The sequence below is a fragment of the Reticulibacter mediterranei genome (assembly GCF_016587455.1).
Genome location: NZ_BNJK01000001.1, coordinates 4,571,910 through 4,585,325, shown reverse-complemented (window position 1 = coordinate 4,585,325; position 13,416 = coordinate 4,571,910). Strand labels below are relative to the sequence as shown.

Genomic DNA, 13,416 nt, shown 5'->3' with positions numbered 1-13,416 from the left:
CCGCTGTTGATCTGGCGGGGCCTCTTTGTCTCTGAGAAAGGACTCGTGATGTCAAAAGCTGAGCACAAACCTCTTCCTCTGTGGTACAACCGGGACTATCTACTGTTGTGGGGCGGTCAGGTGGTTTCGATGACTGGCTCACAGGTATCACAACTGGTTTTTCCACTGCTCATCCTCGCTCTCACACATTCCCCCGCTCAGACAGGGATCGCGGCAGCACTGCAATCTCTGCCTTATCTGGTCCTGAGCCTGCCTGCTGGTGCTCTGGTGGATCGATGGAATCGCAAGCGGGTGATGATCTTCTGTAGCCTCGGACGGGGCTTGTGTGTCGCAAGTGTGCCGCTGGCACTGTGGCTGGGCCATGTGACCCTGGTTCAACTCTACCTGGTCTCTCTCCTGGAAGGAATCCTCTTCGTTTTCTTCGATCTCGCTGAGGTCTCCAGCCTCCCCCAGGTTGTCTCCAAGCAACAACTCCCTGCTGCCAGCGCACAAAATATTGCGGCCCTCAATCTCGCAGCGCTACTCGGCTCATCACTAGGGGGATGGCTTTATGGGGTAAGTAGACTCTTTCCTTTTCTTTTCGACGCTCTCTCCTATCTGTGCTCCGTCCTCTCATTGCTCTTCATTCAGACCGCCTTTCAGCAGGAGCGAAACATTGCCGCACACTCCTTGAGTGCAGAGGTCAAAGAAGGGCTGAAGTGGCTCTGGGAGCAGCGACTCGTGCGCTCGCTGGGCCTGTTGCTTTGCGTCTGCAATCTGATGACTGAGGGACTCCCTTTGATCGCTATTGTGCTAGGGCAACACTTGCATGCCTCGGCGGTCGATCTGGGTCTCCTGTTCTCTGGCACTGGCCTCGCTGGGGTTCTGGGCGCTCTTGCCGCCCCGTTGCTGCGCCGTCATTGGAGTTTCTTTGCCATCGTCATCAGCACGCTATGGGCAGAAGCGCTGCTCCCCCTTTTTCTGATCCTGGTTCAGGGTCCGCTCCTGCTTGGAATAGTTTTCGCCCTGTTCTTTTTTCTTTTCCCCATTTTCGATGTCCTCCAGCGCAGCCAGCGGATGGCTCTGCTTCCTAGCACTTTGCAAGGCCGCGTCAATAGTGTCTACCGGCTTTTTGGCCTGGGGAGTCGTCCTGTGAGTATGGCGCTGACCGGACTCCTGCTCCAGAATGGAGGGACAACGCTCACTATCCTGCTCATGGCAGGTGGTCTGACGCTCAATGCCCTCTCAGCCACGCTTAATCCGCATCTGCGTGAGATAGGGGCCAAAAACGCCTTCGAGTGAAGTCCGCTTGTGTTGCCGCTTCGGACCATATTGACATATTTTAACTGACTGCGTACAGGACAATCAATGAAACTCTCACCGGTTATCGCCCATCTTTCGTCCAGAGCCGATGAAGATTGATAGTAATAAAATCTAAAGATTTACGGGCGCATCAGTATGCTCCACCTGAGTATCGTCTGCTATACGCTGTAGTTGGTTGCGTGGAATCATGCGTTGCTGGCGAGCGGCACGGAAACAGAGGTAAAAGGCAACAGCACCGACGATGAAGATAGCCGCCAGACCTGCTTCGGGGCCAAAACTGCCCCCCGTCCAGATTTCAGGGCCAGTGATGGCGGAAGAGAAGAAACCGGGTATGACATGCCCGGAGACCTGTACGCCAAAGACTGGGCCTTCAAAAAAATTCCAACCAAGATGGACTCCTATCGCCCACCACAGGCTACGGGTCAGTATGTAGATAGCGGCGAAGAGAACGCCCGCACTTATCACAAGTGCTATGGCACCAACCAGAGTGGCAGTTGGAGACAGCAGATGGAGAATGCCAAAAAGGATCGCGCTAACTGCTATGGCAATCCAGGAACCAAAGGAGCTTTCCAGTTTGCGAAAGATGATGCCACGAAAGACGAATTCCTCTTGAACCGCTCCTCCGATCAGTATCAGCAGAGAAACCGTCGCAGGCAGGAAGCCGAAGGCCAGCAAAGCAAAGAGGACATAGTGGAGAAAACCAATCTTTTTGTTGCGCGTAAAGAGTAGTGCGAGCAGACATGCAGCCACAATGAGACAGATGAGTTGAACAACAACAAACGGATTCGCGTTGGTAATACGATATGAGCCAGTGATCGCCAGCACAATCATAACCACAGTCATCAACGCGCCACCGCCTAAGAAGCCGATCAGGAGTTGACGAAACCACTGATGTTTTGACAAGCCTACTTCTGATGGGGAGAGATGTTCGATTTTGCGAAGCGCCTGAACGAAGACAACAGCGACAACGGCAGCCTCCAGGATATTGAGGAACACGTCTCCAACGAGACTATCCTCCATAGACGATCCAAAAATGAGGTGCAACAGAGCCACCAGCACAGCCGCTGGAACCGCAACCAGGACAATTTCAATCACCAGTTGCCCCATATTGGAAGCAAGTACACGACGTAAGAGAGACATAGGAAACTCCTTAGACTATTTCGTATTTCATAAAAGAGCAGGGAAAGCAGCAAAAGAAGGTTAGTCTTGAAAGACAGCCAGCAGCTCATAGGTCTGCCGATGAAGAATCATCGTGAGGCGTGCGGTGCTCAAGAGATCACTAATGCTAACCCTGATCGCTGGTTGCTCCTGATAATCAATCAGTTCTTCAGGTTCGAGAACACGATGTTCATGCTGCATCACAAATTGAACGGCTGGAGGATATGTCAGGCAAAGCGAGATGATGCTGGATGATGAGCGTCCGCAAGTGGGGCATTCGTACACGATGCTGAGCCGGGTGTAATAAGGCGCTGGCAACACTTCGGGTTCAACACCGAGCAATAAAGCGGGCTGTCCGCAGATGCTACACGGTTGATGTCCAGCGGTAAATGCCTGCCGATAGAGAGCGGGCACGGTTTGTACAGCCCGCTTCAAGGCAGGACGGAAGGAACGCATATTCCCGAACGACATCATGTGAGCAGTATTGATCAGGTCATCCTTACTCACTAAAAAACAGGTTGGGCAACGGAGACGGAGGGGCACTTCGCCGTTGGGTAGTGGTTCAAAGCATCCCTGTAAACGCTGACGCCCACAGATGCAACACCAGATGCTCGTATCACGCCATCCCTGCTGAGCTACCTCATCATCGGGAAGCAGGCCAAAAGACTCGGCATCAGCACGCAATTCCTGCTGGAGTATCTGGCGAAGCTGACGCCGGGCGCGATGGAGCTTCACTTCCAGGGCATTGATCGTCATACCCAGTTGCAGCGCGACCTCACGTTGTGGCAGGTCGGCAAGATAGTGCATCTCCAAAGCTTTCCGTGTTGGGGCAGGCAGATGATTCATAGCACGGTCGAGCAGCACAGCAAGATCCTGGCGATTGAGTTCTTCGGCCAGATCAGGCGTATATAGATCGGGAATGTCGAATGTAGAATCGTCGATATCGCTCTCCTGCACCGGTTGCAGAGAGGAGAATGGACGCTGGCGACGATCATTTGTGCCCTGAGCATGAGCCCAGCGCATACTTACGTTGCGACAAATACCATTTAACCAGGCCTCAAAGCGATCTGGTGCGCGCAAATAGGCAAGATTTTGCCAGGCGTTAACCAGCGTTTCCTGAACAACATCCTCAACCCCATCGGGTGTCACACCATATGCATGGGCAAGGCGTGTCAGGCGTGGTCTGGCATCCGCCAGCAGCGTTTCTAGATTACGGATGAGTGCGATATATCCGTCCCCTTCGGTTGTGGCCCCTTTCTCTTTAGCTTGATCTTCGTCGTCTCCAGACCATACTGTATCAGACATGCGTTACGATTGCCTCCCTTTTGCTTTCCATAAAAATGTCGCATTCTGGCCCAAAAACCTTACACAAAAAATACCCTCTTTTGTCAAAAAAACGCCGATTGCTAAGAATACGCTAGATTTCTCTTCCGCTATTTTATCCTGCAACAAGAATATATGTTCGAGTCTTCTCGATTATCGAACTTTTAAAACAAGCAAGGAGAAATACTGTATGGTAACAAAAAGCGATCATTTTATCACACAGATGAAATTGAGAGAGTTACGCGAACAACGAACGAAACTACTACTTGCTTACGAAACATTGTACCAACAAATCAACCAGCAAGCATCAGAAACAGGACAGTTGCGAGGACTTTACGATGGATTACGGCAAATCCAACTTGCACGCCATTCCCTTCATCCCGATATCGCCAATCTGGAACCACTGCTGAGCAATATAACTGCTGACCAGGCTGCCCAGGAAACGCTCTCGTTCTGGCACACCCGGCTGGAACAAGAACTGGCGAATGGTCAGTTGCGCGCCGAGATTGTCTATACATTTGGCGCTCTTTTAGAAGAATGGGCACACTATCAGGCCGAACCCCATAAAATCTCTTCAGAACAGGCGGAACAGCAAGCCGCGCTCATTGCTCCCATCACCCAGACGGCTCCGAATGGACCTGATGACGCCGCGTTCGATCCCTTCTTCTCTATTTTGCACCTCATTGACCCCGATTTCCCTGCAACTATGCGGAAACTGGTTGCTGAAAGCATGGCTCAGTCTGTTGAACAAGCTGAAGTGAAAACTGCGCTCCAATGGATAGCTGGCGACGAGCATCGTAGCGTTTCCATTCATCTGCAAGCACAGGCATTCCTGAATGACCCGGTGATGTTGAAAGAACTCACCGACGCGTTGACCATCCAGCTAGCGCATATCGAAGAGTGGGCGTGGCCGCAGGATGGCATTCCCGCCCATAGCACGCAGGTCAATCAAAAATGGCGTCTCTTTCTCGATGAAGACCTGCCCACCGCCAGCTTTCTAGCAGTGCTGGGGCAGCGCTGGCGGCTGATCTTCAAGCAATTTTCTGCTCAGGTCAGAGGTAAAGCCAGTGATCAGGTCAGACAGGCATTTCCACACGAAAACATAGTCGCTTATCAGGCCACGCAACAATTCCAGGAAGCATTTCCACAAACCAGCGTCATCAATCAGGAGACGGCACAACAGCTTTTCCGTGCCTGGAGCGGTGCAACCCATCGCAACACCTCTAGCTGGTTAGCATCGGATGTGGATGAGCACGAAGAGATAGATATCTGGGATGAGGCCAGGGAGTACAGACCTTTTACCTTCGAGAAGCCACGCCTGATAAACTATTATACTTCTATTACCGCCAAACGTATGCAGTACAAACAAAGTTTACGGGAAATTGAACGGTTCCGTTCTGGCTACGGGATGGGCCAGAACCAAAACGAACCCAACTCCATGTTTACAACGCTGCAACTGATCAATGCTGAAATTATGCTGGCCCGAGCTGCTTTTCCCAATAAACCGCTGCACATCTTTAAAGTTGATCTCAAGGATTATTATCCCAACATCTCTCATGAGTTGGCGCTGGCACTCCTCCAGCGCTATGATGTCCCTCAGACGCACCTCAATTTCTTTCGCACTTTTTTAGCTATCCCGCTCCAGCACAATGGGGAAGTGGTTCGGGTACAGCGAGGCATTCCCAATGCACGCGAACTCTCCGATCTTTTAGGTGAACAGGTGTTACGGCTGCTCGATTATACCGTCTATCGCGTCGCACGCGTCCAGATCGTCCGCATCTTCGACGATATCTGTGTTATCGCCGCTTCTGCTGAGGAGGCGCGCAAAGCCTGGCAAGCGATCCAGTCCTTCTGTCAGGCCAGCGGATTGACCATCAACCGGGAAAAATGCGGCTCGATCTGTATCAACGGGGAACGACTGCCAGATCTCCCTGCAACCCAACCAGAATGGCTTATGGTGACGCTTGACCAGGACGGACAATGGAACATTAACCAGCCAGCCTTTACGCGTTACGTGCAACAAGCTCGTCAGGAGATGGCACAGATTCCATCGTTGCTGTCACAGATCGAGCGCTACAATGCCCACATCCTCCACCTGAGTAAATTACTGGCTCCCCAACTCCCTCTAGGAGAGCGGCATCGCAAGAGCGTGAACACTGCACTACAAGAATTTCACCGGATGGTCTTTGGCGAACAGGGCGCGGTCGAAATCCTCCGTCAGACGATCCGAGAGCGCTTCCTGGGCCGGTCATCCTCGACGCATCTTCCCGAAGCCTGGTTCTACTGGCCAATTACCGCTGGTGGTGCCGGACTCTATCAGGTGAATTTGCTCACGTCGGGCTATGACAAACAGTTCGCCGACTATCGCCAACCCAAACCACCAGAGACACGCCCGACTGATTGGCAAGACCAGAGCGTGGAATGGGGTCACTTTTACGATGCCTGCTTCTCCTATCTCCATTTAACTGAACCCGCTTCAAATCAGGTGATGGAGACGCTGGTGGCGGACTTTATTCAACGAGGGGCAGAGTTGAGTGCTGGCAGGCAAACCGGCCTCGCCTCCTACTGGCGCTGGATTCTCTATCTCTATGGCCCACAAATTCTCGCCCACTTAGGCACCTTCCGCTTTCTAATAACCGAGCTTGTACCATTACAGTTGATTATGAGACGGTATCGGCAAACCAACATTGACGAGATAGACAGCGACGAGGTGGGGAACGACGACCATCCATTCTAGACGAAATGCTGGCTATTCTCTATTCCAGTAGCGTTTGTCAAATCCCGTCAACAGTGGAGACTTTGTGCCGGCGGGAATGATGACCAGCAAGCGGCGCATCGCTCGCGTCATGCCAACAAAGATGGTGCGGCGGCGCTGCTCAAAGGTCTCGCTCCGCTCCTCCTGGACGATGGTTGGGGGCAGGTAGCCGTAGCTGGCACTGCTGAGAAAGCCAGCCAGGGCCACCACCGGAAACTCCAGCCCTTTTGAGGAACTCAGCGTCATCACTTTAATGCCTGGACGCTCCAGATCGAGCGCCTGCCCGCTCATAAACGTGGCAGGCAGGCCGTGCCGGGTGAGCGCCATCGCCAGCACTTGCCCGGCCTTTTGTGTGGGACAGAAGATGGCACAGGCTCCCATGCCAAGCCGACACGCACGAGCCGCTTCTGACAAAAGTTGAGCCAGCGTTTGCACTTCATCAGTCGCGCTACGGGCCACTCGCAGCACTGGTCGCTCACCCCGATTGATATAGGAGCGCTCGACCAGCTCCGTATCCAGTGTGCCACCAGCAAGATAGGATTGGGCAGCCTCGCCAATTTCGCGAGTGGAACGATAATTTGTGTGCAAGATAGCAGTACGACCCTGGAAACGTAGATTGGCGTGAACATCGTTCCACGTGAAACCACTGCCGTAAATCGACTGGTTGGCGTCGGCGGTGACGAAGAGTCGATTGGGCGAGACACAGAGGCGAACCAGCAATCGCAAGGCGCTCGGATCGAGATCCTGAGCCTCATCAACGATCACAGCATCATATCTCTCGCTCACGATTCCCTGCACAAGACACTCCTCTGCTCTGGCCCTGATCTGTCGCCATGTGGCCTTACCCTGCCTCGCGAGCAGATCCCGATACGTCTCATAGACGCACCAGACGGCCCGCCGTTGCAGCGCATTCAGGCCCAGCTTGCGTCCTGGGCGCGCGGCTACCAGATATTCTTCCAACGTATGCAGTTGACGAGCAACAATGACCTGATGTATCTCTTGATGAAGATAGTCCGGGCTGAGCCGCTCGATAGCCTGATCGCCATTGAAATGAGTTGTCTCTATGGCTTTATTCAGGATATATCGAGCCTCGCCATGCTCAATAATCGCGGGAACCTTGCCAGCGCGAGCCAGCAATGAGATGGCGATGCGATCAGCGGTCTGCACCTCAACGGCGTCTCTATCAGGGCCGAGCAATTGCTTCAAGAGTTGATCTGAGAGATTGATCAGAGCGTTAGTATAGGTGGTGAAAAGGATGCGCACATCGCTCTGTCCCTGCTGGCGTAAATGGTGGAGCAGTACACGCACGCGGTAGAGCGCGATCAGGCTTTTACCGGTGCCGGGATCACCCTTGAGCAACGTTGGCCCATTCGTGTTCATCGCCCAGTTTACATAGCCCTCTTGCTCTGGCGACAATCTCAATAGGAAACCAAGCAGTTCGCCCTCTTTAAAGCGCATCAGATCATCAACCTCTTGCAAGATCATTTCTGGCTGATCCTGCATAATCTCACGAAGAGGACGCGGAAAGAGGTATTCCATCAGTTTTTCAAGCACTTGAGACGGCACTGCCTGACAATCGATCAGGTCTTGTTCCGTTTGCAGCGTGAGCAGGGCCGCGTGATAGCGTGAAGCAATACGTAGATTGATTAATAGCTCCACAGTAATTGGTTCAGGCAGAGGATCGGCAGGCGTCGTGGGGAACTGTGTTGGGAAGCGAACAGAAGCTTCTCCTGGTTTGCTCTCTGCAATCGAGGCGTCATAACCACCCAGAAACTCAGCGTCGATATCTTCTTCATAGGTGTCCTCTTTGCGTCGCCGCAACGCCAGCAGGCTAATGTAGGGATGCTCGAAGGTATAGAAGATGCGATAATCGCCACAGCGGATACGATGGAGAGATGGGTTCAAATGCTTGAGCTGTTTCTTTACTTTGGCATCGGGCGTTGGATCTTGCGTCAGTTGTTTGATCTTGGCGAGGATCTGATGGGCCTCTTTGGGAGAAAGCGCCAACCACTCGTTAGTAAAATTGAACTTCATCGTCGCCAACCAGTTCGCGGTCATTGCATCAACCCTCTCTAGCAACCATATATACAGTAATTGTCAAATTTGATACAATACATCATACATATCCACAGTTGTAAACGGGGATAGCGCCAACAAAGTAAAAGCATCAGTACCATTTACTATCGTGAAGATTGATGAGTTTTACCAAATAATCCGGTAACGCCCTCACAGGTCGTAGTACTCTGTCAACCTTGATCGTTCGGTTTTGGTGGATATTCCCCGGATATGGTAGGGGCGATGGCTTGTCCTCGCCCGGGTTGCCATCGCGTGGCCTGTGAAGCCGGGCGAGGACAAGCCATCGCCCCTACCATATCCGATCACCCCCAGAGGATGTTGTGGATGCACAACGAATGAAGTTTGACAGACCAGTAGTGGAGCGATTTATCGCGGGGGGATTCACACGACCAGTTCCCCCCGCGATAAATCGCTCCACTACGACCTGTGAGAGAGCCACCAGAATAGACCCCCGACCAGCAAGACCAGCAGCGGCTCGATCGGCGCTCGGAAGCGCATATTGGCATAGAGAAATATATTTTGTAAGATCGTCAGGGCAAGGACGAGATAGACGGCGAGCAACTGGCGATGCCAGCGTCGCCAGAGAATAATGATACCAGCAGCGGCAAAGAGAAAGATCAGCGGCGATATGTCATTGAGCATATTGCGAACGAGCAGAGAAGAGAAGCGCTCAGGGAACTCGTTGATAGGCAGGCCTGGCTCGAACGTCTCGGGTTGCCACATATGTTGCCAATGATACCACCACAGGAGCGGCACCGCTTGCCGATGCTCGTTCATCCAACGCAAGGCCGTTTGAACGTCTCGCTGCTCATCGTCGGGGGTATAGGCGTAGGCGTCGTGTCCTGCCACCGTGATGCGTGGGCGAACCAGATCGCGCGAGACCCAGAAACCTGGTCCGGTGAATGGCATGTTATGAAGCACAGTATCGTTATAGGCTCCCAGCAAGACATCACCCATTCCCGATGCCACCAGCACGAAACGGTGGGTGACAGTAAAGTTGCGATACGTCCAGGGAGAGATGAGAGCAAGCGCTATTGCAGTACTCAACGCCACAATACGCAGCATTGTGGGCCAGGGAATGCGTCGGAAACAGACCAGGATGCAGCCCCAGAGCCAGAGAACGCCGAGGAGCTGTACCCCATTGGGACGCGTCAGGGCCGCCAATCCCAGGAGCAACCCGCTCGCCAGGCTCCAGAACAATATATGGCACGGGAGTATTTTGCCGCGCTGGAGTCGAAAGAGGGAGTAAGTAAATGCCGTCAACAGAAAGGTGTAGAGCGATTCGCTAAAGAGCCAGCCATCATAGAGAAACAGGCCGGGATAGCAGGCAGCCAGCAACCCGGTAAACCAGGCGATTCGTGTTCCAAAGAGATCCAGAGCCCAGCGAGCAAGGATAGCACAGGTGCCCGCCCCGATGACGCAGAGCAGGAGGCGAGGTCCGAGCGGATTGGGTCCGGTCAGCGCGTAAAGCGGTGCCATCAGCAGCGGCCAGAGGGGAGCGCGACTGACCGTGGGATGGAAGGTATATAAGGAAAAATAATGCTGCTGGACCAGATGGAGGGCAAGGATATGGTAAAGAGCGGCATCGTATTTGGGAACATAGCCACGAGCCGCCGTCACATTATAGAGCAGCCGTACCACCACCGCCACTATAAATGTGCCAGCGACAGGGTGAGCCAGTAGAGGTCGCACAAAAGCACTTTTGCCCCAATGAGAAACACTTCTTGCGAGTGCTCTTCCTACATTCTGGGGAGCAATCAACATAGCCAACACCTTCAACAATTTTTCCTGAAAAGTATACTTGCTCCATTGTTTTCTGCCAACACCGTTGTAAAAGATTCTTTGAAAATGTCTTATTTCAGCTTGTTTCTAAGGGGAAAAATGGTTCCTGAGCAGCTTTTAATTGAAATGGCATACGGCAAAGAATAGATACCCACCAATAAGGAATAAATGAAGCAATCAATTCAGCGCTCCCCTTTAAACGGGCCGTCGCGAAGCTGTAGGAATTGCCCTGGTTGCGTTGGGATTGGTCTTGACCATCTCCATCGTTTCTACAATACTTATGCTTGTGCTTCAGACACATCTATAAGACTATCATGGAATTTAATCCTCCTACGAGTAACGAGTTCGGTGTGTCTTGCGTGTCTATTAAAGGCTGCCTGGAGAGGCTAACACATCTTGTATCTATTGTTACTTGTATGGCTGTAAAGTAGGTTTTTCTGGTAAATTGTCAGGTAGTTTCTTATTGTAACGATGTATTGAGGAGACAGTATGTTTCATCATGTCAAGGAATTGCAGTTTAATGCACGTGTATCCGGGCCTGATCCACGCTTTGCTACCTTGCTTCTCGAACAGTTTGGTGGCGCAAATGGCGAGCTAAAGGCTGCGATGCAGTACTTCGTCCAGGCGTTCTCTGTACGCCAGCCATATCCCGACAAATACGATTTGTTGATGGATATCGCGAGCGAAGAGTTCAGCCATCTCGAAATCGTCGGGGCCACGATCACCATGCTGCTCGCTGGCGTGAATGGGGAACTAAAAGATGCCGCCGAACGCAGTGATTTGATGCGCCTGCTCAAAGGCAAGAGCGAGCGCGAACAGCTCATTCAAGAGGCGGCAACCGCTCCCCAGTTTCTCTCGCTCACAGGCGGCGGTCCTGCTGTGACTAATAGCCAGGGCGTTCCCTGGAGTGGTGCTTACGTCAACGCGAACGGCGATCTCACGGTCGATCTGCGCTCCAATATTGCCGCCGAGTCGCGCGCCAAGATCGTCTATGAGTATCTCATGCAGTTCACCGAAGATCCGCTAGTCATAGAGAGCCTCTCGTTTTTGATGACACGCGAAATCGCTCACATGCAGATGTTCACAGCCGCACTTGACACCATCCAGCCCAATTTCCCGCCCGGCATTTTACAGGGCGATCCACGTTATACACATGCCTACTTCAATATGTCCAACGGACGCAGTTCACGGGGACCGTGGAACCAGGGACAGGGTCCGTGGGGACCGGGCGAGAGCTGGGAGTTTATCTCCGATCCCGTGCAGGAAGTGATGCAGACACGGGGCAACACGCAACTGCCCATAAAGGGAACCAACCTGACGCCCGAACAAGTGCTTCAGAAGAACAAGCTGCAAAGCCAGCAGCGCAGTGCCGAAATCGATCAGGCCATCAAGTCCCAACAAAATCCCTGGAGCTTCTCCGGTAAACCATAGAACCACTGAAAAGTGTAGCACGTTCAGGAGGGCAAGCCTTATGGCCTGTCCTCCGCTCCTCTCGTCGTCTCTACGTCAGTCATCAATGATGAATAGCCCATGTTCAGGAGGTCTCTTGTGTCGATACATGAGCAGATGGAAGCAATGCCAGACAGACACGTGGAAGGCAACAACGAAGCCGGTGAACAGGCTCTTGTGCAGATCGAGTATTTTACAGATCCCCTTTGCTCCTGGAGTTGGGCATTTGAAGTGCAATGGCGTCGCCTCCGCTATGAGTGCGCTGAACGCTTGAACTGGCGCTATCGTATGGGCGGCCTGATCGCTGACTGGCGCAGCTACGACGATCCACTCAATGATATTCGCAGCCCTTCGCAGATGGGGCCACAGTGGTTTCAGGTCTATGAGATGTCAGGGATGCCGCTGGATGACCATCTCTGGCAGATCGATCCACCTGCCTCGTCATATCCAGCCTGTATTGCCGTCAAAGCTGCCGAACGCCAGGGGCCGACCGCTATAGAAGAATATCTACGTCGGTTGCGCGAAGCTGTAATGATGGAGCGGCGTAATATTGCTCGTCGGGATATCTTGCTGGCAGTGGCACAGGAGACCGCCGCAACTGGCCTCCTTGATCTCGACCGCTTTTGCGCCGATCTTGATGCCGCCGAACCAATGGATAGCTTCCGTCAGGATCTACGCGATGCTGCGTATTATGGCATCGGTCGTTTCCCGACGCTGATCCTGCATCGCTACGATGAACGTGGCATCGTGCTTATCGGCTATCGGCCCTACGATGCACTACGGTCTGCAATAGAGCATCTCGTGCCTGGTATCACCCAGCAGACATCATCCATGTCGTCGCAAGAGCTTACCGTTGCCTATGTAACACGCTGGCGGCGCGTTGTCGCACGCGAACTGATGGAAGTACTGGACTACGACAATCTCGATCAGGTTCAGGCAATGCTACAATCGCTTGTTGCCAATGGAACCCTCCTGCTGGCCGATGATACGCCAAGCGACGAGCCTATCTATATGAGTCGGTCGTAGTCGCGCGATTGATCGCGCAGGTTCGGTTTGTTGTGTGGTTCACCCCCGCGACCAATCGCGCGACTACGAACTATTAATAACATATACTCTACAATTTTCGCAGTCCGTGATTGTGCAATATGTATAAAAATTGCTCCAAGAAAATAGAGTAAAAATAGACAAAGAAGAGCATAATTCTGAAACATTGCGGCGATCTCAATGTTGCAAGTTGTACCTGTTTTGTTCAACCTGTTGCCAATGCTTCCTACCGATGTCTAACAGGTAGACCATTTGGTGCCAGACGATTGACAAAAGGCATGTAGTTTTGCTATACTTACATTGTGCCTCGACAAAAAATCAGCGTAGAACTTATGGATGAAAGAACAGAGCAGCTCTGTTCAATAACTACTATTTATAGTAGAGTTTGTCAGAAACTTTAAGCATATCTGTACTTTCTCGTCATAAGGGAAGTCGTTGCACCTGCTTCTATTTACACTGCTGTAAGTATCTTCTTTCTCGCCTCCTGACAACCATTTGCGATGTACTTTGAATTCCCATTACATATG

The 13,416-nt window shown here is 52.3% G+C and carries 8 protein-coding genes; 4 read left to right on the top strand and 4 right to left on the bottom strand.

The features are described 5' to 3' along the window. Positions 1–48: 48 nt before the first annotated feature. Positions 49–1,281: an MFS transporter gene (locus K3T83_RS19715; protein WP_220204670.1), complete on the top strand. Its 1,233-nt coding sequence runs from the start codon at positions 49–51 to the stop codon at positions 1,279–1,281. A 132-nt stretch (positions 1,282–1,413) separates the two neighbouring features. Here K3T83_RS19715 and K3T83_RS19710 read toward each other — a convergent pair whose 3' ends face one another. Next, positions 1,414–2,442, bottom strand: a complete 1,029-nt coding sequence (locus K3T83_RS19710) for a CPBP family intramembrane glutamic endopeptidase (protein ID WP_220204669.1) — start codon at positions 2,440–2,442, stop codon at positions 1,414–1,416. 60 nt (positions 2,443–2,502) lie between these two features. Next, entirely contained in the window at positions 2,503–3,765 is a 1,263-nt protein-coding gene (locus K3T83_RS19705) for an RNA polymerase sigma factor (RefSeq protein WP_220204668.1), read from the bottom strand. 208 nt (positions 3,766–3,973) lie between these two features. On the opposite strand from K3T83_RS19705, the gene K3T83_RS19700 reads away from it, so the two are divergent. Continuing rightward, a complete protein-coding gene (locus K3T83_RS19700) occupies positions 3,974–6,520 on the top strand; it encodes a reverse transcriptase domain-containing protein (protein ID WP_220204667.1) in 2,547 nt (848 codons plus the stop codon). 12 nt (positions 6,521–6,532) lie between these two features. Here K3T83_RS19700 and K3T83_RS19695 read toward each other — a convergent pair whose 3' ends face one another. After that, entirely contained in the window at positions 6,533–8,596 is a 2,064-nt protein-coding gene (locus tag K3T83_RS19695; protein ID WP_220204666.1) for a UvrD-helicase domain-containing protein, read from the bottom strand. A 435-nt stretch (positions 8,597–9,031) separates the two neighbouring features. Continuing rightward, a complete protein-coding gene (locus K3T83_RS19690) occupies positions 9,032–10,378 on the bottom strand; it encodes an ArnT family glycosyltransferase (protein WP_220204665.1) in 1,347 nt (448 codons plus the stop codon). 507 nt (positions 10,379–10,885) lie between these two features. Here K3T83_RS19690 and K3T83_RS19685 point away from each other — a divergent pair. Both K3T83_RS19685 and K3T83_RS19680 read left to right on the top strand, forming a co-directional pair. Continuing rightward, on the top strand, positions 10,886–11,827 hold the full coding sequence (locus tag K3T83_RS19685) for a manganese catalase family protein (protein WP_220204664.1): 942 nt from the start codon (positions 10,886–10,888) through the stop codon (positions 11,825–11,827). 117 nt (positions 11,828–11,944) lie between these two features. After that, positions 11,945–12,871: a DsbA family protein gene (locus K3T83_RS19680; RefSeq protein WP_220204663.1), complete on the top strand. Its 927-nt coding sequence runs from the start codon at positions 11,945–11,947 to the stop codon at positions 12,869–12,871. The last annotated feature ends 545 nt before the right edge of the window (positions 12,872–13,416 follow it).

Bases quoted from the DNA above. Each gene is read 5' to 3' on its own strand.
- K3T83_RS19715 (WP_220204670.1), top strand. From the start codon at position 49: ATGTCAAAAGCTGAGCACAAACCTCTTCCTCTGTGGTACAACCGGGAC.
- K3T83_RS19710 (WP_220204669.1), bottom strand. From the start codon at position 2,442: ATGTCTCTCTTACGTCGTGTACTTGCTTCCAATATGGGGCAACTGGTG.
- K3T83_RS19705 (WP_220204668.1), bottom strand. From the start codon at position 3,765: ATGTCTGATACAGTATGGTCTGGAGACGACGAAGATCAAGCTAAAGAG.
- K3T83_RS19700 (WP_220204667.1), top strand. From the start codon at position 3,974: ATGGTAACAAAAAGCGATCATTTTATCACACAGATGAAATTGAGAGAG.
- K3T83_RS19695 (WP_220204666.1), bottom strand. From the start codon at position 8,596: ATGACCGCGAACTGGTTGGCGACGATGAAGTTCAATTTTACTAACGAG.
- K3T83_RS19690 (WP_220204665.1), bottom strand. From the start codon at position 10,378: ATGTTGATTGCTCCCCAGAATGTAGGAAGAGCACTCGCAAGAAGTGTT.
- K3T83_RS19685 (WP_220204664.1), top strand. From the start codon at position 10,886: ATGTTTCATCATGTCAAGGAATTGCAGTTTAATGCACGTGTATCCGGG.